This window comes from Arthrobacter gandavensis (assembly GCF_015355785.1).
Classification (GTDB): domain Bacteria; phylum Actinomycetota; class Actinomycetes; order Actinomycetales; family Micrococcaceae; genus Arthrobacter_B; species Arthrobacter_B gandavensis_A.
The window spans coordinates 495,978-516,530 of sequence record NZ_JADKYW010000003.1 but is presented as its reverse complement, the minus strand read 5'-3'; the positions used below and the strand labels follow the sequence as shown (position 1 = coordinate 516,530).

The window sequence follows — 20,553 nt, the reverse complement described above, 5'->3', positions numbered from 1 at the left end:
GTTCAGCCGTGCCGCACGCCGTCCCCGGCCAGCACCGCCCGGTATCCCTCGCGGAACGTCGGGTACCTGAACTCGAACCCGGTGGAACGCAGCCGGGCGTTGGACAGGCGCCGGTTGCCGCCGCGGGACGGGTTCGCCGGCTCTTCCGGACCCAGTTCCGTACCAAGTTCACCGGCCAGGAACTGAAGCACTTCGCGCTGTTCCACGGGTTCGTCGTCGACGCCCAAGTACAGCGGAGCGGGATCAGCAACGGCGGTGGTCAGGTGCACGATCGCCGCGGCGGCGTCATCCCGGTGGATGCGGTTGGTCAGCTGTCCCGGGCCTGGATCCGCCGCTCCGGCACGGACCCGGTCCATCAGCCGGGTGCGCCCGGGGCCGTAGATCCCGGCCAGGCGCAGCACGATCGCATCCGGCCGGCGGGAGTGCAGCAGGTCCTCGGCTTCGCGGATGACGGCGCCGGTCACCGATGCGGGAGCGGTGGGGGAGTCCTCCTCCAGCCAGCCGCCGCCGGCGTCGCCGTAGACGGCCGTGGAGGACACGAAGAGGATCCGGTCCGGCCGGACGCCGTCGCGTTCCAGGGCATCCAGGACGTTTGCCGTACCGTCCACGTAGGCCGCGCGGTAGGCGGCTTCTGAACGTTCCCGGGCGGCAGTCGAAATCACCACGATCCCGGTGTCAGCGGGGATTTCAGGCAGCCGGCCGGTGAGGTCGGCAGCCTGGCCGGTAAGGGGAGCGGGAATCTTCTCGGCGGAACGGCGCCAGCCCAGCACGGAAAAGCCGGCCGCGGCGAACCGCAGGCCGGCTTCCGTGCCCAGGTCGCCGCAGCCGGCAATCAGGACAGTCATGGCTTTAGTCTGCCAAAGATCTAGTCGGGCAGGGACGCGAGGACCTGGCGGGCCACATCCACGCTGGACTGGGGGTTCTGTCCGGTGATCAGGTTGCCGTCGGTGACCACGAAGCTTTCCCAGGCAGGTCCGCCATCGACGACCGCGCCCTTTTCGGCCAGCGCGTCGGCAACCATCCAGGGAGTGTTTTCCCCTGTGCCGCCGTTCAATTCCTCTTCGTTGGTGAAGACGGTGAGCCGGCGGCCGGAAAAGGCGAAGCCGGTCTCGGGGGTTTCGGCGCTGAGCAGCGCTGCCGGGCCGTGGCAGAACGGGGCAATGAGCATACCGGCGTCGTTGGCTGCGATCAGGATCCGTCCCATGTCCCAGTCGCTGGCAAGGTCCGCCATGGGGCCGTGCCCGCCGGGGATGACGACGGCGTCGTATTCGAGGGGCGCGACGTCCGCCAGGGCCATGGGGGAGTTCAGTTCCGGACGCAGCTCCTCCAGGTAGGACTTCAGGTGCTCGGCCTTCTCTTCACCGCCGGCCTGGTCCGGCTGCAGGCTGACCTGATCAACGGTGGGCGCCTTGGCTCCGGGAGTGGCGAAGGTGATGCGGTGCCCGGCCTCGGTCAGCGTGCGGTGAGCCTCAACCAGTTCCTCGGCCCAGAAGCCGGTGGGGTGTTCGGAGCCGTCCTTCATGGTGAGGGAATCAGCGGCGGAGACAACCATCAGGATGTTGTTCATGGGGGTCCTTCCTTTGGGGGTGTGGAGCACGGGGTAGGGGTTGCTAGCGTGCGGCGGCGTCGATCGCGTCGAACGTGGCGTCGTCCAGCACCAGCTCCCGGGCGCCCAGGTTCTCTTCGAGGTGGGCCACCGAGCCGGTGCCCGGAATAGGCATCATGACCGGCGAACGCTTCAGGAGCCAGGCCAGGGCCACCTGGGACGTGGTGGCGCCGAGCTTTTTGGCGGCGTCGTCCAGCACGCCTCCCGGCCGGGCAAGTTCACCGGCTGAAATCGGTGCCCACGGGATGAACCCGATTCCGTTGGCAGTGGCGTATTCAAGTACGTCCTCGGAAGACCGGTCCGTGAGATTGTAGCGGTTCTGCACGGTGGAGACGGTGAAGTGCCTGCCGGCTGCCTCCAGCTGCCCGACGCTCACCTGGGAGAGCCCGAGCGCCTTGACCTTGCCTTCCTTCTGGAGCTCGGCCAGCACGCCGAACTGCTCTTCGGCGTCCACCGTGGGATCGATCCGATGCAGCTGCAGCAGGTCCAGGGAATCCACCTTCAGCTTGCGCAGGCTCAGCTCGGCCTGCTGGCGAAGGTACTCGGGGCGTCCCAGCGGAATCCACTCATCCGGTCCCGTGCGCACGAACCCTGCCTTGGTGCCGATCCTCAGGCCGTCCGGATAGGGGTAAAGCGCTTCGGCGATGATCTCTTCACTGATGTTGGGGCCGTAGGAGTCGGCGGTGTCGATGAAATCGACGCCCAGTTCGACGGCGCGGCGCACTACCTCGACGGCGCTGCCGCGGCTTTCGGGTTCGCCCCAGACTCCGGGACCCACGATGCGCATGGCACCGAAGCCCAGCCGGTTCACGGTGCCCAGATCCTTCAAGTCGATGGTTGCGGACAAAGTGTTGTTCCTCTGCTCAGTCATGTCGGGTTACAACCCAATACTAAGCAGGCTTATTCCGTGGTGTGCGGCAATGCGGACCAAAGCTGTCCGCGCAGGTGTTTTTTCAGGTTCCAGCCGGGCGTATGTTCCCGCGCATGGACTGGAAAATTGAGCTAGTGCCCGTGCCGGTGTCCGACGTCGACGCCGCCAAACACTTCTACGTCGAGCAGGTGGGTTTCGCTGCCGACCATGATCAGCGGGTAAATGAATCCCTGCGTTTCGTGCAGCTGACCCCGCCCGGCTCGGCCTGTTCGGTAGTGATCGGTGAGGGAACCACGGATATGGTTCCCGGCACGCAACGCATCCAAATAGTGGTGCCCAGTGCCGCTGAAGCGCGCCAGCACCTGCTCGACGGCGGGGTGGCGGGAGTGAGCGACGTGACGCCGCTGGACTGGGGAACCTTCGTGTACTTCAGCGACCCGGACGGCAACCAGTGGTTCCTGCAGGAACTTCCGGCCCTGCCCGCCCAATAAGCGCGCGGAGCCGGAAGCAGCAGGGCACCTGAAGCAGCGTAGTCAGCGCCCGGCGGTACGGGTTTCTCTAACCAGGCTGTAACTGCCCGGGTCCAGCCGGGTCTCGGCGCCGCCGGCAAGCAGCACCGTCACATCCGGATGCAGCTGCAGGACCGACGCCGGAATGTCCGGGGTCACCGGACCGGTCAGTGCTGCGGCGATCGCCTCTGCCTTCGCCGGGCCAGAAGCCAGCAGGACGAGGGACCGCGCTTCACGGATGGTTCCCAGCCCCTGCGTCAGTGCGTGCGTGGGAACGTCCTCCGGCGAGGCAAAGAAGCGGGCGTTCGCTTCGCGGGTGCTGGGAGTCAGCTCCACCACGCGAGTGCGGGAATCCAGAGCGGACCCGGGTTCGTTGAAGGCCAGGTGCCCGTTGTTGCCAATACCGAGGATTTGGACGTCGATGCCCCCGGCGGCCCGAATGGCGGCTTCGTAGGCAGCGGCGGCGCGTTCCGGAGCAGGCGCGGCGCCGTCGGGCACCTTCACATCAGCCGGATCCAGGCCCAGCGGTTCAATGACCTCCCGCCGGACCACGGCGTGGTAGCTCTGCGGATGGTCCGCCGGCAGGCCGAGGTATTCATCGAGCGCGAAGCAGCGAAGGCGCGGCAGCTCCCCGGCCCGCCCGGCGAGCTGCGCGTACAGCGGCAGCGGGGAGGAACCGGTGGCGATGCCCAGCACGGGGTCGGGGCGGACAGCCAGGCGGTCAAGCACGGCATCCGCTGCGGCAACGCCCTGATCCTGAACAGAGGAAGCAACCAGAATCTGCACGCTCATGCTCCGGCTCCTTCCCGGGAGAGAGCCCGCGCCAGCTCCGGATCTGCCGGTGCCCAGTCCGCCAGTCCGAGCAGGCGGGCGGCGTTGGCCCCGAAGATCTTCTGCACGTCAGCTGCAGGCATGCCCATCTCCCAGCAGGTCCGCAGCTGGTCCACCAGGTAGCGCCGGGCGTAACCGCGGGGGAACCAGGAGGAATCGGTGCCGAAGACTATCCGTTCCGGTCCGTGGGTTTCGTAGAACCGGCGGAACAGGTCCTCAAGGGTCAGTTTTTGGGCCATGAACCGCACCCACTGGTTCGAGCCGGAGGTATCTACCAGCACGTTGGGGCAGGCCCACATCAGGAACAGCACCTGCTGCACGTGCTGGATTCCGAAGTGCGGAATCACGAACGTCACGTCCGGATGCCGTTTGGCCACGGCCTCCAGCCAGGCCGGTTCAATCATCGCGTTGTGCGCAATCCCGCCGGCGGAGCCGCAGTGCCCAAAGTGGATCAGCACCGGCACCTGGTACTCCGCGGCGACCCGCCAGAGCGGATCCGCAGCGGGGTCATCGATCCGGGAAGACATCAGCGGGGCGAAGAGCTTCAGGCCGCGCAGTCCGTCGTCGCGGACCGCGCGCCGGAATTCCTCCACCGCACCCGGCGCGAAGGGATCGGCCATGGCCACCAGGCCGAGGAACCGCCCGGCTCCGTGCTCCACCAGCGCAGCCATTTCCTTGTTCCCGCCGGCGGTGACGAACGTGGCGTGTTCAATATGGTGCTGGTCCAGCTCGGCCGTCCAGCGGTCTGCTTCCGCTTCCCACCCGGCGTCCTTCGCGGTGCTCTCCGGGTCAGCGAAGTCCCAGCTGCGCCGCCACTGCGCTGACATTCCGGCCACCTTGGCGGCCCGTTCCGCGGCGGCGGCGCTGGACTCCTCACAGGCAAATTGGCCGCCGGAGAGCTGACGGGTCAGCGGATCGAAGGGCATCCTGAAATGCAGATGGAAATCGACGATTGACAGGCCCTGCACTACAGGGCGGTTCCCAATGCGGGAGACGTGCACGGGGTCCTCCTACAGGGACAGCGGCTGGGTTTCGGGCAGGACGACGGCGCTGCGCCGCTCGGGAGCGGTGGCCACCAGCTCGGTGGCGTAGCTGACCGCGGCGGCCAGGGCCTGCGCGGGGGTGTCCCGGCGGGCGAGGCAGGCCAGGAACGCGGCGTTGAAGCCGTCCCCGGCGCCGGTGCTGTCCACCGGCATTACCGGCCGGGCAGCCGAGTGCAGCCAGGTTCCGTCAGGCAGCGCCAGCCCGGCGCCGTCGGCTCCGAGTTTCACGGCCACCAGCGTGGACGTCTGCCCCGCCAGCAGCAGGGCGGCGGCCTGCGGATCCGGGTTCCCGGTCAGGCCGGTGAGCTCATCGTTGTTCGGCAGGAACAGGTCAACGGAATCAAGCACGCCGCGGACCTCCGCCCGGACCTCTTCGGTCCAGCCTTCGGCAGGCCAGCCCGTGTCCAGCACGGTGAGGGCCCCGTTTGAACGGGCCGCGGCGAAGAGTCCAGCGGCGGCGTTCCCGCGCAGTTTGGGCAGCAGGAAGTAGCCGGCCAGCACCACCGTGCCGGCGCCGAGGGCGGAGGCAGGAACATCCCGCGGCGTCAGCTCCGCCATGGCTCCCAGTGAGGATATGAAGGCACGGTCCCGGCCGGGTGCCTCAACGGCCACGGTGATGCCGCTGGGCAGCGCAGTGTCCCGCACCAGTATCGCCGACAGCCCGGGCAGGGCCAGTTCCTGCTCTACCAGCCGGGTGGACGCGTCGTCTCCGACCCTGCTGACCAGGACGGTGTCCTGTCCCAGCCCGGCGCAGCGGACAGCGAGGTTCCCGGCAGACCCGCCCAGCCGGATGTCGATGCCCGGCACGATCGCTTCGGTTCCGGGTTTCGGGAGTTCTGCTGTCCCGGACACCATGATGTCCAGGTTGGTGTTCCCTACAACGGTGATGCCGGCCTGCGCACCGCTCATGCCGCGGCCGCCAGCGCCCGGGCGCGTTCCAGCAGGCCAGCGCGGGCTGCGTCGATGCCGGCGCGCAGTTCGGCGGTACGGACGGCCAGGGTGCGGGCAGCTTCCGCCGCCAGGTCGGCGGTTGCGGTGACGGCCTTGATACCGGGGCTGCCGGCCTGCGGCCGGTCCAGGATGCGTCCCGGATCGGTTCCGGCGGCGAGCACCAGATCGGCCAGGTCCGCGCTGATGTTCCCGGCGGCCAGGGCCCCGGTCACCTGCTCCCGCGACCACGCCGTGGGGTCAGCGGACTTGAACAGCCGCCCGACGACGTCATGCGCTCCGCGCCAGGGCACCCCGGCGACTGCCAGCGCCTCCGCAACGGACGTGGTGGTGGCACCCGAGCGGACGATCTCCGCCTTGTCCGGAAGCCGCAGCACGGTGAATTCGCCCAGCAGGCCGTCCAGCATCCGCACGAACCGGATCACCCGGTCCGAGGCGCGCCACAGGTGCTTCTGCACATCCGTGGTGGCGTTGTTGGAGTCCTCGTACCAGCCGGAGTTGATGTTCGCGTAGGTGGCGGACATGTCCGCGGCGGCGGCACCGGCCATGGAGACCATGTGCTCCAGGACCACGGGGTTCTTCTTCTGCGGCATGATCGAGGAGCCCTGGGTGTAGGCATTCGGGGTGGCCACCCAGCCGAAAGTCATCCATTCCAGCAGCACGCGGGAGAACCGGGCCCCGGTGGCGCAGATCCGGGCCTGGGCAGCGGCCAGGCGCATGAAGTGCTCCGCCCCGGCCACCGCCTCGTAGCTGGACGTGAACGTTGAATCGAAGCCCAGCAGGCCGGCGACGGTCTGCGGGTTGATCGGCACATCGGATCCGGTGAACGCGGCGGAACCCAGCGGGGAAACGTTCATTTCCGCGTAGATGTCCAGCAGCTCCCGCCCCTGGCTCAGCAGGGCTTCGGCCAGGCCTCCCAGAACATGGCCGATGGTGGTGGGCTGGGCCGGGCGGCGGTGGGTGAAGCCGATGATCAGTGCGTCCGCATGCCGGCGGGCCAGTTCAGCGGCGTCGGCGGCAGCCTGGAACACCAGGTCCGCCTGGTCCAGGATCTGGCGCCGGAGCACCATCCGGAAGGCACCCGCGTCGAGGTCGTTGCGGCTGCGGGCCAGCTGGACGTCCAGCTCCGAGGTGGAGATGCCGCAGGCAGCGGCCAGCTGCTGTTCCATGAAGTAGTACGGGTCCTCCACGGAGCCGTCGAAGACGTATTCCTGCCGGCCGTCGGTAATCCGTTCCCAGAGTTCCAGCAGGCCCTTCTCCAGCCGGGCCGAGCGTTCGCGCGGCAGGATGCCTTCGTCGTCGAGCATCCAGACATGCGCCAGGGAGGCTTCCACCATGGGCGGATAGATGTTGGCTGCCGCTTCCTCGAAGGCATCGCGGAGGTGGTTGTCCCAGTAAACGGAGAGGTCCGGGCGGTCGGTCAGGAGGGGACGGGAGGGGATAGTCATGCTTATTTCACCGGCTTCAGGTCGGGGGCGGCGGAAGAGGGAATCGGCAGCGGGGTGGCGGTGGGCGGCATGGGTCCAACCAGCGGAGTCTCCACGGTGGGGCGGCGGCGGCGCTTGAGCATCTTGGCGATGCCGCCGCTGCCCGGGTTTTCAAGCCGCTGCGAGATGATCAGGACAATCAGGATCAGGCCCATCTGCAGGGTGCCGTACGCTGCGGCGGTGCCGAACTCGTTGGAGTAGATCCGGTTGTAGATCTCCACGGACAGCGGTGCGAAGCGCGCCGGATAGATCACCACGGAAGCCACGTACTCCCCGAAGCCCTGGATGAACGCCATCAGTGCGCCGGCCAGGATGCCGCGGTACATCAGCGGAACCGTCACGGTCCGCAGCACCCGCCAGTGGCCGGCACCAAGGTTGCGGGCCGCTTCCTCCACGGAGGGGTCAATCTGGGCCAGCGCCGCGTTGGCGGACCGGAAGACCAGCGGAAGGAACCGCACAAAGTAGGCGACCGGGAGGATCCACAGCGAACCGATCAGCACCTGTCCCAGGTTGAAGGGCGAGGGACTGGCGAATGCGGTCACCAGGTTGACGCCGACGACGGTGCCGGGCAGTGCCCAGGGAATCATGACCATCACGTCCAGCAGTCCCTTGCCCGGACCCTTCCACCGCGTGACGACCCAGGAGGCAATGACGCCGACGACGGTGCACGCGATCATGGCGATGAACGCCATCTGGCTGCTCACCAGGATGGGGCGCAGGGTCGCCGGATCGGTGAAGATCCGGGAGAAGTTCCCCAGCGTGTACTGGCTGGGCAGGATCTGCACGGTCCAGGAACCGTCCACGGTGAAGGCCAGCAGCACAATGACGGCGGCCGGTGCCATCAGGATTAGCACCAGGACGGCGGAACCGAGTCCCGCACCAAGGCGGGGAAGGGCTCCGTGGATGACCTTCACTGCCTGCGGCGTCCCCTTGGAAGCACTGCGGTGCACCCGCCGGTTCTGGTACCAGCGCATTGCCAGCAGGAACAGGATGGAGACGACGGACAGCACCGTGGACTGGGCAGCGGCGAGTTCGTAGGCACCGGAGGTCCGCGAGGCCACGATCTGCATGGTCAGCGTCTGCACGTTGTAGAACTGCGGTGCGGTGAAGGACGCCATGGAGACCATGAAGGTCAGCAGGGCGCCGGAAACCAGGGCCGGAGTCAGCATGGGCAGCAGCACCGTGCGCCACATGGTGTAGCGGCTGGCACCCAGGTTCAGCGCGGCTTCTTCCATGGAGGCGTCGGAACCGGCCAGGCCGGAGGAGACGGCCAGATAGAAGTAGGGGTACATGGTCATGGTGTGGACCAGCAGTACGCCCAGGACGCCGTTGGCGGAAACCGCTCCGGGGTCTGCCCCGAAGTACTGCGCCAGGAAGCGCGGCAGGATCCCGCTTTCCGCGTAGAGGAAGTAGAAGGAGACGGCACCGATCAGCGGCGGCAGTGCCATGGGCAGCATCGCGAACAGCCGCAGCACGTTGCGTCCGGGGAAGTCGAAGCGGGTCAGCAGCACGGCCAGCGCCGTGCCGATCACGCCGGTGGTGATCACGGAGACCACGGAGATGCCTACGGAGAGGCCCAGTGCCCGGCCGGAGTTCCCGCCGAAGAAGCCGCTGTAGTTGCCGATTCCACCGTCGACGCTGGTGCGGGCGGTCGCGAACATGGGAATGACGATGTACAGCAGGAGGATGAGGGCCAGCGGAACGGCCAGCCAGTAGATGAACCGGTCTGAGGACGTGGTTCCGCTGCGGTTGCGCAGCTTCGCAGCGAGGCCGGTCACGGGGCCACCAGCCAGACCCGGTCCGGATGCGGGAACAGGGTGACCCTGTCCCCGGGCTGTGCCCGGTCCTCGGAATCGGGAACGGAGACCACCAGGTCCTGGCCGTTCCATTCAACTTCGTAAACGTTGACGGCACCGGTGAACTCGGCTGTCTTGACCGTGCCGCGCAGGGTGCCCGGGCGGCTCTCGCCGCCGGCATCGGTGTGCATGGTGAATGATTCGGGGCGCAGGCTGACGGCGGCGATGTCCCCGGCGCCGGCGCTTCCGGAGACAGTGCCGGCTACCCGCGGGGCGCGCAGCACCGAACCGTCGGCCAGCTTGAGGTGCACGGAGTCGGTGCCGGTTTCCAGCACGGTGCATTCAAGCACGTTGGAACGGCCGATGAACCGGGCCACGAAGGATGTTGCCGGACGGTGGTAAACCTCGCGCGGGGGAGCAACCTGGTGCAGCCGGCCGGACTCGAGGATGGCGACGCGGTCGCTCATGGCCATGGCTTCCGCCTGGTCGTGGGTGACATAGATGCTGGTGATGCCGGCAGCCTTCTGGGTCCCGCGGATTTCTGCCCGTGTTTCCTCGCGGAGCTTCGCGTCCAGGTTGGAGAGCGGCTCGTCAAGCAGCAGGACCGAGGGCTGGATGACCAGGGCCCTGGCCAGCGCCACGCGCTGCTGCTGTCCGCCGGAGAGCATGTCGATGCGGCGCTCTGCGTAGCCGTCTAGGCCAACCTGCTGCAGGGCGCGGTCCACGCGCTTGTTTTTCTCTGCCCGCGCGGTGCGCCGCACGCTGAGGCCGTAGCCCACGTTGGCGCGCACCGTCATATGCGGGAACAGGGCGTAGTTCTGGAACACCATGCCGGTGTCGCGGCGGTTGGGCGCGGTGTTCGTGACATCGCGGTCGTTAAACAGGATCCGCCCGCGGGAGGGCTGGATGAAGCCGGCAACCATGCGCAGGGTGGTGGATTTGCCGCACCCCGACGGGCCCAGGAGGGTGAAGAACTCGCCGTCTTCGATGGTGAGGTTAAGGTCTGCCACTGAAGGCGCGGCACCCGGGTACCGTTTTTCGATCGATTCGAGGAGGACTCGTGTCATGGCTGCTCTCCGCAGGGGGTAGGGGGTTGGAAGGTGGGGGAGGCAGCCGGCGCCGGGGCGCCGGCTGCCTGTCCGGGCTGGGTTAGCCCTTGCCCTTGATGTTTTCGGCCCAGTAGCCGATCCACTCGGATTCGTTCTGGCCAATGCGGTCCCAGTCGACGTCCATTTCAACCAGGTCCAGTTCGGCCAGCCAGGCCGGGGTCTCGGTCATTTCGATCGAGGGGATCTGGTAGTAGGTCTCGGAGAGGTCCTTCTGGGTCTCCTCGCTGAAGAGGAACTCGAGGAACGCGTCAGCGGCGTCGCTGGACGGGCCGTTCTTGATCTTGGCCACGCCGTCCACGAGCATCGGAGCGCCGGACTCGGGAATCACCGGAGTGTAGGGGGCATTCTGGCTCTCGATCTGCAGCATGACGTCCTGCAGGTTCCAGGCGCTGGCTGCGGCTTCCTGCCGGGTTACCCGCAGGTAGAGATCGGTGGGGTTGGCAGCGTAGACCTTGGTGTTCGCGTCGAGCTTGCGCAGCCAGTCGTAGCCTGCCTCGGGCGAGCCCGCGGCGTCGTACTGGCGGTCGATCATGGCGGAGTAGATGCTGCGCATGGTGCCGGAGGCCTCGACGTCGCGGATGGCCAGCTTGTCCGCCATTTCCGGAGCAACCAGGTCATCCCAGTCCTTGGGGGCTTCTTCTTCGCCGAGCATGTCGTGGTTGTAGAAGATCACCTCGGCGAGCTGCATTTCGCCAACCCAGAGGCCGGCGGGGTCACGCAGGTCTTCGGGAACGGCGTCGATCACTGCTTCCGGAGCGGCGGCGAGGATGTCATCCCCGGCTGCCTGCTTCATCTGCTGGCCGGTGCCGCCCCACCAGATGTCGCCCTGCGGGTTGGCCTTCTCCGCACGGATGCGCTCCAGTGCTTCCTGGGCACCGAGGGTAAGGATCTCCACCTTGCCGGCGTAATCCGGGTTGGCTGCCTCGAAATCGGCCACGACCGCTTCGGCCAGGCCCTTGTCCCGGGCGGTGTAGATGGTGAGGGTGCCGCCGTCGGAACCTTCGGAACCGGAGGACGAATCGTCCAGGCCGCAGGACGAGAGAGCGAGCATCAGCGCGAGGCCGCCGGCAACGGCGCCGAGCGGCTTGCGGACAGTGCGGATCATGTACTTCTCCTTGGGTGTGGGTGGTGCGGGTGGTTGGTAATGCCGGCGGGGTTAGCTGCCGGGTGTGAGGAGGGCTGAGGGGTCTTCCAGGACGCGGGCCACGGCACCGTGCAGGATGCCGGCATCGCCCAGGGACGCGAAAGTGACATCCGGGGCCGACGGCGCTGCGGCGCGGATCCGGCCGGCCAGTGCGGCGCGGGCCGGGTTGTCCAGGTCCACGGCGTCGCCGGAGAAAACAACGAGCGCAGGGTTCAGGACACAGGCGCAGACGACGGCGGCCCACGCCCAGGCGTCCAGTACCTCGTCGCGCAGGGCACGGGTGCGTTCGTCGCTGCAGATCCGTGCGATCACCGGCCCGCCGGCGTCGAGCCCTGCAGAGGAGGCAGCCGCTGCAATCGCGGGGGTGCTCCAGGCAGCTTCGAAGGGGCCGCGGTTTCCGTGGGGGAGCGGGCGGGGCGCCACGGGCAGGAAGCCAACCTCACCGGCGGAACGCGTCGCCCCGTGGAGGAGCCTGCCGCCGCTCAGGATTGTGGCGCCAATGCCCTCGGCCACGTGGATCAGCACCAGGTCATCGACGCCGGCGGCGGCACCGGCACTGCGCTCGCCGAGGGCTACCAGGTTGACGTCATTCTCGAGCGTGACCTGCAGTCCGGTCCGGCGCTGCAGTTCACCGGCGAGTTCGGAGCCGTTGGCTGCGGCGAAATCCGGTGCGAGGCTGACCGTACCGTCCGTGCCTACGACGCCCGGGAGCGCCAGGACGAGGCGGGCAGGCCTGCGGGGCGCGGCGGCAGCCAGTTCCGCTACTGCCCGGGCGGTGGAGGACACGGGGTCCCCGGCGTCGAACACCGACTCCCGGGTTTCAAGGACTGCGGCGTCCAGGTCCACCAGGCTGGCGCGGACGGCTCCGCGGGACACCTCGGCCACCACCAGGACCACGGCGGAGCGGTCGATCTCCATCAGCGTGCGCCGGCGCCCGCCGGTGGATTCGCGCTGGCCGACTTCCTGGAGGTATCCCAGTTCCTGCAGCTCATGCACTATTCCGGTGACGGTGGAGGGGCTGTATCCGGTGGCCGCAGCGAGGTCGGTGCGGGAGATGGGGCCGTGGGACAGCAGGGCCCCCATTACGGACTCCACCCGGATCCGCCGGAGTTCCCGGCGGCCGGTTGGTGCATGTGAGGTGGACGACATTCTTACTTTATACGGTGAAGAAAGTAAGATTGCAAGGAATTTTTCCTGCGTGACGACGGCGGTGCGCCGAGGGGGGATGTCCCGCTCAGTGTTCGAAGCAGGGGACCCCGCGCCGGTTAGCGAACCGGCGCGGGACGATGGAAACGGCGCCGGCCCCGGCGGAATCGCCGACGGCCAGCGCGCACATTAGCGCGTGGCTTCGGCCAGGTACTCCAGGATGTGGCGGTAGCTCTGCCCCGTGGCCTTGCTCATGCCGATTTCGCAGGTGCGGTTCACCGAGGCGTACCCGTCGAAGGTCCGGGCATTGATTTCCCCGGCCTGCTTCCGGGTTGCGGACGCAGTGAGCTCGGGATGCAGCAGGCCGCGGTCCCCGGCGAAGGCGCAGCAGCCCCAGCTCGGCGGCACGAAGACCTCGGAGCTGACGGCAGCGGCAATCTCGCTGAGCGCGTCATTGGCCCCCAGCTGGGTGGAGGAGCAGGTGGGGTGCAGCGCCAGCGAGCCCAGCTTTCGGGTCACTTCCAGCCGGGGAAGGATGCTCTCCCGGACAAAGTCAACGGAGTCCACGAACCTCAGGCCCGGGTAGACCGGGCTCTCCCCGGCCAGGCGCTTCATGGTGTCCAGTCCTTCAGTGCAGGATGCGGCGTCGCACACCACCGGGAGCTGTCCGCCGTTGGTGGCCACCCACAGGTTGGCCAGGACCTTCTCCGTCATCACCGAGTAGCCGGAGGAGAAGCCCTTGGACTTCCACGGAGTGCCGCAGCAGAGGTTTTCAATGCCCTTGGGGATGCGCAGCCCAACCCCGGCGCGCCCGCAGACTTCCATGAACGCCGGGGCGGATCCTTCTCCGCCTGCGGCCGGCCCGAACATGGTGCCGATGCAGGCAGGGAAGAACACAGCCACCGGATCCGCGTCCTCATGCGGGGTGCGCCGGGTGCCTCCGGCGGGAAGCACGGTCTCGTAGGACTGCACGTTGTCGGCACCGAGGACCGCACGCCCGACGGCGGTGGCGAGCCTGGGCAGGGAAGGGGGGACGGCCTTGGCCAGGGTCAGGGCCTTGCCGCCCGCGGAGGTCATGGTCCCCCAGCGTCCGGCGGCAGCTTTCCAGCCGGCGTCTGCTGCCTTGCTGGTGTTCTCCGCGCGGAGCCGGCGAACAAGGTCGCCGGTGTTGATCAGCACGGGGCAGGCCGTGCCGCACATTCCGTCCACGGCGCAGGTCTGCACGCCGTCGTAGTCGTAGTCCGCCCGCAGGGTGGCGGCGAGCTCCGAATCGCCGCGGGCTTCGGCGTCGGCAATTTCGCGGCGGAGCACAATGCGCTGGCGGGGCGTGGTGGTCAGGTCCTTGCTGGGGCATACCGGTTCGCAGTAGCCGCACTCGACGCAGCGGTCCACTTCCGTCTCGACCGTGGGCGCAACCTTGAGGTTCTGCACGTAGGACCGCGGATCCTCATTGATCAGCACGCCCGGGTTGAGCAGGTTCGCGGGGTCGATCAGGCGCTTGACCTCCACCATGATTTCGTACAGCTCATCGCCGTACTGGCGCCGGACGTAGGGGGCCATGATCCGGCCGGTGCCGTGCTCGGCCTTCAGCGAGCCGCCTTCGCCGAGGACCAGGTCCACCATCTCCTCGGTGAAGGCCTCGTAGCGGGCCAGCTCGGCCGGATCGCTGAAGTTCTCATTGAGCATGAAGTGGATGTTGCCGTCCTTGGCATGCCCGAAGATCACGGAGTCTTTGTAGTGGTGGGCCGCGAACAGGGTGGCCAGCTCGGCGCAGGTCCGTGCCAGCGACGGCACCGGAACCACAATGTCCTCCAGCAGGGCATTGGTGCCGGAGGGGCGGGCACCGGCCACCGTGGTGTAGAGGCCCTTGCGCATGTGCCACATGCCGGCGCGGTCCCGGGCATCGGTGGTCATGGCGAACGGTGCTGCCAGGCTCAGTGACTCGAAGAGCGGCAGGGATGCATTCCGCTTGGCCTCCAGCTCCTCGGCAGTGGCCGCCTGGTGCTCCACGAGGAGGGCGGCGTGGGACTTGAGTTCCAGGTCCCGCAGTTCAAGCGGTGCATCCGCTGCCAGCTGGGCCACGCGCAGGGAGGTGGCGTCCATGAGCTCAACGGTTGCCAGGCCCGTGGCGGTGAGGCTGGGCAGGGCGGTGGCAGCGGCGTCGAGCGTGTCAAAGAACATCAGGCCGGTGGCGACCTTGGGCAGGGCAGGTACCGTGCGGAAGGTCGCCTGCGCCACGAAGCCCAGGGTGCCCTCGCTGCCGATCATCAGGTGCGCCAGGATGTCTGCCGGGCTCTCGAAGTCAAGGAATGAATTCAGCCCGTAGCCCATGGTGTTTTTCATCGAGAACAGGCGGGTGATGGTGGCAACGGAGTCCGTGTTCGCCACGATCCGGCCGCGCAGGCGGAGCAGTCCTTCGAAGAGTTCGGGTTCCAGGGCGCGCAGCCTCTCCTCGGCGTCCGGCGCTCCGGTGTCCAGGACCGTGCCGCTGGCCAGCACCAGGACCATCGATTCGAGGGTCCGGTAGGTGTTGAACTCGGTGCCGCAGGCCATGCCGGAAGAGTTGTTGGCCACGACGCCGCCAATCGTGCAGGCGATTTCGCTGGCGGGATCGGGGCCAAGCTTCCGGCCGAATGCTGCCAGCCTGGAGTTGACCGAGCGTACGGTGGCGCCGGGAGCCACGCGGACGCGGGCGCCGCCGTCGAGCACTCCGATGTCCCGGAAGTGGTGGCGGGTATCGATCAGGAGGCTGTCGCTCACGGCCTGGCCGGAGAGTGAGGTGCCGCCGGAGCGGAACGTTGCCGGGATGCCCAGTTCGCGGCTGCGGCGCATCAGCTGTGCCACTTCATCCGTGGTGGAGGGCGTGGCGACCGCCTGCGGGATCAGGAGGTAATGGGATGCATCGTGTGCCATTTTCCGGCGGTCGATTTCCCGGGTGCTGATTCCTCCGCTCCCCAGTTCGGAGATGGCGGTGGCGGTTTCCTGTGCTGTAACTGACATACGATCCTGATCCATGACATAGACGGGGATTGGTCTCCCGATTCAACTCTATGCCCGGGACACGGTGGAATGGTCAGGCCAAACCCGGCGAGGCGGCCTGGAGGTACTGCAGGACGGCCAGGACGCGTCTATGGTCCCCTGCCGCCGGTGCCAGGTTCAGCTTGCTGAAAATGGAAGTGATGTGCTTCTCCACCGCGCCGGCGGAGAGGAACAGTTCAGCACAAATGCCGGCATTTGTCCGTCCCTGCGCCATGAGGTCCAGGACATCCGTCTCCCGCGGGGTGAGCGATCCAAGGCCAGCGGCCTTCCCTGCACCCATCAGCTGCCGCACCACTTCGGGGTCCAGCACGGTTTCCCCGGCCCGGATCCGTTCGAGTGTGTCCAGGAAGGTGCGCACATCCGCCACCCGGTCCTTGAGCAGGTAGCCTGTGCCACTGGGCTCGCCGGCAAAGAGCCGGGTGGCGTAGCGGGTCTCCACGTACTGGGACAGCAGCAGGACTCCGATCTCCGGCCGGGTTTCCCTTAAGGTTAGCGCAGCCCGGATGCCTTCGCTGGTGTGGGTGGGCGGCATCCGGTTGTCCAGGATGACGACGTCGGGCCGTGCGGTTTCAAGTGCAGCGAACAGCTGTTCGGCGTCCCCGGCTGCGGCCACCACCTCGTGGCCGCGGCCGGCCAGCAGTTCCACCAGTCCGGCGCGCAGCAGCGCCGAATCCTCGGCAATCGCAATCCTCATACCTGTAGCCTGCCGCATGGAACTGCCGTACGCCTGCATCCCGGTGCCGCTACCCAAGCGGAAGGCTGACCGTCACCGCTGTGGGACCGCCTGCCGGAGAAGAGATGTGCAGTGTGCCGTCCACGGTGCGGACCCGTTCGGCCAGACCGGCAAGTCCGGTGCCGGCTGCCGGATCGGCGCCGCCGGTCCCGTTGTCAGTGACGGTGAGGAAGAGCCGGTTGTCCTGGCCGGAAACTGAAATCCAGGCACCGGTGCCGCGGGAGTGCTTGACGGCGTTGTTCAGCACTTCAGCCGCGCTGTAATAGGCGATGGCCTCCACTGCGGGAGCGGGCCGGACGCCAAGCTGGTAGTCCAGCTCCACCGGCAGCGGTGCCGTTGCAGCGAGTGACTCCAGGGCGGCGTCGAGTCCGTCGTTCAGAACTGCAGGGCGGATGCCGCGGGCAATTCCGCGCAGGTCCGCCAAAGCGTCCTTTGCCGTTCCGTGGGCGCTGTCCAGCAGGCGCTGCAGGTCTTCGTTCGTGTCCCCGGCGGAGAGCCGGTCCCGGGCGTCGCCGAGTTTCATGGCGATGGCAACCAGCTGCGCCTGCGTGCCGTCGTGCAGGTCGCGTTCAATCCGGGCGAGCCGTGCGTCCGCGGTGTTGACGGAGCTGCTGCGGCTGGCTTCCAGATCCCGGACCCGCTCCTGCGCGGCGGTAGGACCCAGCAGCGACGCCGCGAGGAGGCCCTGGAGCTTGGCGGCTCCGTTGTTGACAGCTGGCCAGAGTACAAAGGTCAGCAGCACTCCGGCGCCCGCATAGGCCGCCTGCCACCAGAAACCGTCTACGAACACGTCCGGGGCGATCATGCTGCCGCGGTGCCAGCTGCCGTCGGAGGCCTGCATCGGCGGGAGCCACTGGGACCAGTACCAGTGCGTCATGCACCCCAGGCCGGTGACCAGGAAGGTGATGCTGAGGACGGCCGCGGTTATGGACGTCACGAAACTGACGCCCATGTGGGCGATGGCACGCCAGCCGGCAGTGTCAGCGAGTCCGGAGCGCAGGAAGCCGAAGAATCCGGGCCGGGAGGCAAAGGGGACCGGTGCCGGGACGTGCCGGTCCAGGAGGGACCGGGTAAGGCCGCGGTTGACGGTGCCCCAGTATCTGGCGGCGACCACCATGGCGGCGACAACGATCAGGCCCACGACGGTCACCAGCAGGGAAGCTCCGAGGGACACCGTGGTTACCGCATAGGTGAAGGCCAGAGGTGCCAGGAGCAGGCTCACGCAGTGGTAGCAGAAGGCACGCCAGGTGGTGCTGCGGAAGAACGCGGGCCGGCGGAGCTGCCTGTCCTGTCCGGGAGCGGGCGCTGGAGCGGGTGCGAACACGGGTTCCGGCACGGCACCGGGGTCGGAGTAGATGTTGGTCATGGATCCAGCTTCCTATGTGTCCGTGTGCTTGGACCATGGGGTTTTCCCCCGGGTATTTCGGGGGAGGCGGGATTTTGCCGGTGGTGCGGCGGCAAGCCCGGGTGCAGTCGCCGTGCCGTGGCGCAGTCTCGGTCGGTGTGGCGGCGCTATCCGGGTGCAGCTCGGTGGTGCGTTGGAGAGTGCGCTGCGGATGCCCTGCCAGGCATGACCGCCCCGAGCGAGCCGGCTGACTTCCTTTTCACTTCACTTGGGGATGTCCCGAACCGGAGGGAAACGTGCCGCACGGGACAGCACCCGGCAGCCAGGTCCGCCCCTACCCCTCCGCTGCCGGAATCTGGGCGTAGAACCAGGTGATGTGCTCGCGCAGGCGGTCGGCAGCCAGTGCACCGTCGCGGGCAGCAACGGCGTCGTAGATCCCGTGGTGCTGCTCCCGCAGCGAGGCGAGGACGCGCGGCCAGTCATCGAAGTTGTCCATGGCTTCCTTGACGTACCCGCGGATCGCACCGCTGAGGGAGTCCATCATGGTTTCGATGACGGAGTTTCCGGCCAGGGAACTGAGCTCCACGTGGAAGCGGGCGTCCAGGGTGTGAAAGGTGTCCCGGTCCAGGTCCGGGCGGTCCATGGCCTCGAGCAGGTCGCGGGCGCGGTCCAGGGCCGCCTGTTTTTCCGGGCTGTCCGGGGCGCCGGCGGCAGCCTGCGCGGCCCAGGTTTCCAGCAGCACGCGGGTCTCCACGATGTCTTCCACAGACAGCCTGCTGCTGGCCATATGCAGGCGCAGCGCGGAGGAGAGGCCGGCGGAAGGCTCGGAAACGATGATCGCCCCGGACTTGGGGCCGGAACCGGCGGAGGAGCGCAGCACCCCCATGGCGTCCAGGATCCGGATGCCTTCCCGGACAGATGCCCGTGAGATGCCGTAGGTTTCGGCCAGTGTCCGCTCGCCCGGGAGCTGGTCACCGAGTTTGATGGCACCGGAGCGCAGGTCGGCTTCGATGTTCTCCAGCAGCAGGTCATAGCTGCGGCGGGGCGGAAGGGAGGCGGGAGAAGTCACTGCAATATCCTTGCACGGGCGCGGCGGGCAGGCTGGTCCTGCTGGTCGTAAGGGTACAAAAAGGGCGGCCGGAAGAACCGGTTAAGGGTTCGCCCGGCCGCCGTTCGTCCAGTTACGGAAGCATCCAGCCGAGGACCGGCGTGGACTGCAGGTACACAACGGTGCAGAGAACCAGCAGCAGGGCGACGCTCCAGCCCACCACCTTGCGCAACAGCACCGATTCCTGGCCGTCCAGCTTGACCGCCGTCACGGCAATGGCCAGGTTCTGCGGACTGATCAGCTTGCCTACGACGCCGCCGGTAGTGTTCGCCGCCACCAGCAGGTTCGGATCAATCCCGGCTTCCAGGCCGGCGGTCTGCTGCAGGCGGGCGAACAGTGCGTTCGCGGAGGTATCGGAACCGGTGACGGCCGTACCCACCCAGCCCAGCACGGGGGAGAGGAACGCGAAGAACGCACCGGTACCGGCCAGCCAGGTGCCGATCGAAACGGTCTGCCCGGAGAAGTTCATGACGTAGGCCAGGGACAGCACGGAGAGGATGGTCAGGCCCGCCCAGCGCATGTTCCACACGGTCCGGCCGATCTCTGCCACACCGGCGCCCACGGACATGGTGTAGCGTCCGCCGTCGTCGAACCTGGAGTACACCAAGGAGACGATCAGGCCGGTGATCAGCAGCAGCGTGCCGGGGGTGGACAGCCAGTTGAACGTGTAGATGGTGGAGGAGACCGGTTCCCCGGCCGCATCGACCAGGCGTTCGTGCAGGATGGGCCACGGAACCTTGACGTCAGTCGACGCCAGGAACGCGGGGATGTCCACGCCGATCTTCCAGAGCTTGGCGACGCCGAAGATGATGATCACCAGGAAGTACGGGAACAGGGCCAGCCAGGTGCGGGACGCGGTCAGCGAGTTCCCGTCGCGGACGGCTACGGAACCGCCGGCGGAACCGGACGTGCCGGCACCGGATACGGCCATTTCCGAGAGGCCCATGCGCACCCGTGCGCCCTCCACGCCGCGCGGCTGCCAGAAGCGCAGGAACACGACGGCGGCACCCAGGCCTGCCAGTGCGGCAACAATGTCGGTGAGTTCGTAGGAGAAGTAGGTGGAGCACAGCACCTGCGCGGCGGAGAAGGCAACACCGGTAACGGCGGCGGCGGGCCAGGTCTCCCGGATACCCCGGAAACCGTCCAGGATGAAGACCAGGATCAGCGGAACCACGACGGCGAGCAGCGGCGCCTGGCGGCCGACGACGGCACCGATGTGGTCCGCATCGAGGCCGGTGAGGTTGGCGGCAGTAGTGATCGGGATGGCCATGGCGCCGAAGGCGACCGGTGCGGTGTTGGCCACCAGCACGGCGGCTGCGGCCTTCATCGGCTTCAGTCCCAGCGCTACCAGCATGGTGGCGGTGATCGCCACGGGGGCACCAAATCCGGCCAGGGCTTCCAGCAGGCCGCCGAAGCAGAACGCCACCAGGATGGCCTGGATGCGGACGTCTCCGCCGCCGATGACGTCGAAGACGCGGCGTAGGTCCTCGAACCGGCCGCTGACCACGGTGACCTGGTAGAGCCAGATGGCCATGATGACGATCCAGACCACGGGGAACGCGCCGAACACCGCGCCCTGGGACGCGGAAAGCAGTGCCAGTCCGGCGGGCATCTTGAAGGCCCAGATGGCGACGGCGATTGCCACCAGCAGGGACAGTCCGCCTGCCACATGGGCTTTCACCTTCACGAAGGCCAGCAGGACAAAGAATGTGAGCAGGGGAATAAGCGCCACGACGGCGGATGCGGCGACGCTGCCGAACACCGGGTCAGTGGTGGCGGTGAAGTGATCCACGGGGGACCTCCGGGGGAATGGTGAACTGGTTGGAAGTTGGTCAGAC

The 20,553-nt window shown here is 67.6% G+C and carries 17 protein-coding genes; 1 reads left to right on the top strand and 16 read right to left on the bottom strand.

What is annotated here, in order from left to right:
- Nucleotides 1-2: 2 nt before the first annotated feature.
- The 3 genes from ITX31_RS03675 to ITX31_RS03665 are packed head-to-tail and all read right to left on the bottom strand — an operon-like array spanning nt 3 to nt 2,477.
- The gene (locus ITX31_RS03675) at nt 3-845 is read right to left on the bottom strand and encodes an SDR family oxidoreductase (protein WP_194782097.1); all 843 of its coding nucleotides are present in this window, start codon (nt 843-845) and stop codon (nt 3-5) included.
- A 20-nt stretch (nt 846-865) separates the two neighbouring features.
- A complete protein-coding gene (locus tag ITX31_RS03670; protein WP_194782096.1) occupies nt 866-1,567 on the bottom strand; it encodes a type 1 glutamine amidotransferase domain-containing protein in 702 nt (233 codons plus the stop codon).
- Nucleotides 1,568-1,610: 43 nt separating this feature from the next.
- A complete protein-coding gene (locus tag ITX31_RS03665; protein WP_194782095.1) occupies nt 1,611-2,477 on the bottom strand; it encodes an aldo/keto reductase in 867 nt (288 codons plus the stop codon).
- Between the two features lie 113 nt (nt 2,478-2,590).
- On the opposite strand from ITX31_RS03665, the gene ITX31_RS03660 reads away from it, so the two are divergent.
- Nucleotides 2,591-2,968, top strand: coding sequence for a VOC family protein (locus tag ITX31_RS03660; RefSeq protein WP_194782094.1), 378 nt, complete (start codon nt 2,591-2,593; stop codon nt 2,966-2,968).
- A 42-nt stretch (nt 2,969-3,010) separates the two neighbouring features.
- Here ITX31_RS03660 and ITX31_RS03655 read toward each other — a convergent pair whose 3' ends face one another.
- From ITX31_RS03655 to ITX31_RS03595, 13 genes are all read right to left on the bottom strand, one after another.
- Entirely contained in the window at nt 3,011-3,778 is a 768-nt protein-coding gene (locus ITX31_RS03655; protein WP_194782093.1) for a glucosamine-6-phosphate deaminase, read from the bottom strand.
- The gene (locus ITX31_RS03650) at nt 3,775-4,818 is read right to left on the bottom strand and encodes an amidohydrolase family protein (protein ID WP_323745571.1); all 1,044 of its coding nucleotides are present in this window, start codon (nt 4,816-4,818) and stop codon (nt 3,775-3,777) included. Before ITX31_RS03650 ends, ITX31_RS03655 begins: the two co-directional genes overlap by 4 nt.
- Nucleotides 4,819-4,827: 9 nt before the next feature.
- Nucleotides 4,828-5,769, bottom strand: a complete 942-nt coding sequence (locus tag ITX31_RS03645; protein WP_194782092.1) for a carbohydrate kinase family protein — start codon at nt 5,767-5,769, stop codon at nt 4,828-4,830.
- The gene (locus ITX31_RS03640; RefSeq protein ID WP_194782091.1) at nt 5,766-7,256 is read right to left on the bottom strand and encodes a lyase family protein; all 1,491 of its coding nucleotides are present in this window, start codon (nt 7,254-7,256) and stop codon (nt 5,766-5,768) included. The genes ITX31_RS03645 and ITX31_RS03640 overlap by 4 nt, the downstream gene beginning before the upstream one ends.
- A gap of 2 nt (nt 7,257-7,258) precedes the next feature.
- Nucleotides 7,259-9,073 carry an iron ABC transporter permease gene (locus ITX31_RS03635; RefSeq protein ID WP_323745570.1) on the bottom strand — a complete coding sequence of 605 codons (1,815 nt, stop codon included), beginning with the start codon at nt 9,071-9,073 and terminating at the stop codon, nt 7,259-7,261.
- Complete coding sequence (locus ITX31_RS03630) at nt 9,070-10,158, bottom strand: ABC transporter ATP-binding protein (protein WP_194782089.1); 1,089 nt, start codon at nt 10,156-10,158, stop codon at nt 9,070-9,072. The genes ITX31_RS03635 and ITX31_RS03630 overlap by 4 nt, the downstream gene beginning before the upstream one ends.
- A gap of 82 nt (nt 10,159-10,240) precedes the next feature.
- Nucleotides 10,241-11,305 carry an extracellular solute-binding protein gene (locus ITX31_RS03625; protein WP_194782088.1) on the bottom strand — a complete coding sequence of 355 codons (1,065 nt, stop codon included), beginning with the start codon at nt 11,303-11,305 and terminating at the stop codon, nt 10,241-10,243.
- A 51-nt stretch (nt 11,306-11,356) separates the two neighbouring features.
- Nucleotides 11,357-12,493 carry an ROK family transcriptional regulator gene (locus ITX31_RS03620; protein WP_194782087.1) on the bottom strand — a complete coding sequence of 379 codons (1,137 nt, stop codon included), beginning with the start codon at nt 12,491-12,493 and terminating at the stop codon, nt 11,357-11,359.
- Nucleotides 12,494-12,679: 186 nt separating this feature from the next.
- Nucleotides 12,680-15,490 carry an FAD-binding and (Fe-S)-binding domain-containing protein gene (locus ITX31_RS03615; RefSeq protein ID WP_194782086.1) on the bottom strand — a complete coding sequence of 937 codons (2,811 nt, stop codon included), beginning with the start codon at nt 15,488-15,490 and terminating at the stop codon, nt 12,680-12,682.
- Nucleotides 15,491-15,563: 73 nt separating this feature from the next.
- Nucleotides 15,564-16,223: a response regulator transcription factor gene (locus tag ITX31_RS03610; protein WP_194782085.1), complete on the bottom strand. Its 660-nt coding sequence runs from the start codon at nt 16,221-16,223 to the stop codon at nt 15,564-15,566.
- 49 nt (nt 16,224-16,272) lie between these two features.
- The gene (locus ITX31_RS03605) at nt 16,273-17,628 is read right to left on the bottom strand and encodes a sensor histidine kinase (RefSeq protein ID WP_194782084.1); all 1,356 of its coding nucleotides are present in this window, start codon (nt 17,626-17,628) and stop codon (nt 16,273-16,275) included.
- 313 nt (nt 17,629-17,941) lie between these two features.
- The gene (locus ITX31_RS03600; protein ID WP_194782083.1) at nt 17,942-18,676 is read right to left on the bottom strand and encodes a FadR/GntR family transcriptional regulator; all 735 of its coding nucleotides are present in this window, start codon (nt 18,674-18,676) and stop codon (nt 17,942-17,944) included.
- Between the two features lie 112 nt (nt 18,677-18,788).
- On the bottom strand, nt 18,789-20,507 hold the full coding sequence (locus ITX31_RS03595; protein ID WP_194782082.1) for an L-lactate permease: 1,719 nt from the start codon (nt 20,505-20,507) through the stop codon (nt 18,789-18,791).
- Nucleotides 20,508-20,553: the final 46 nt, after the last annotated feature.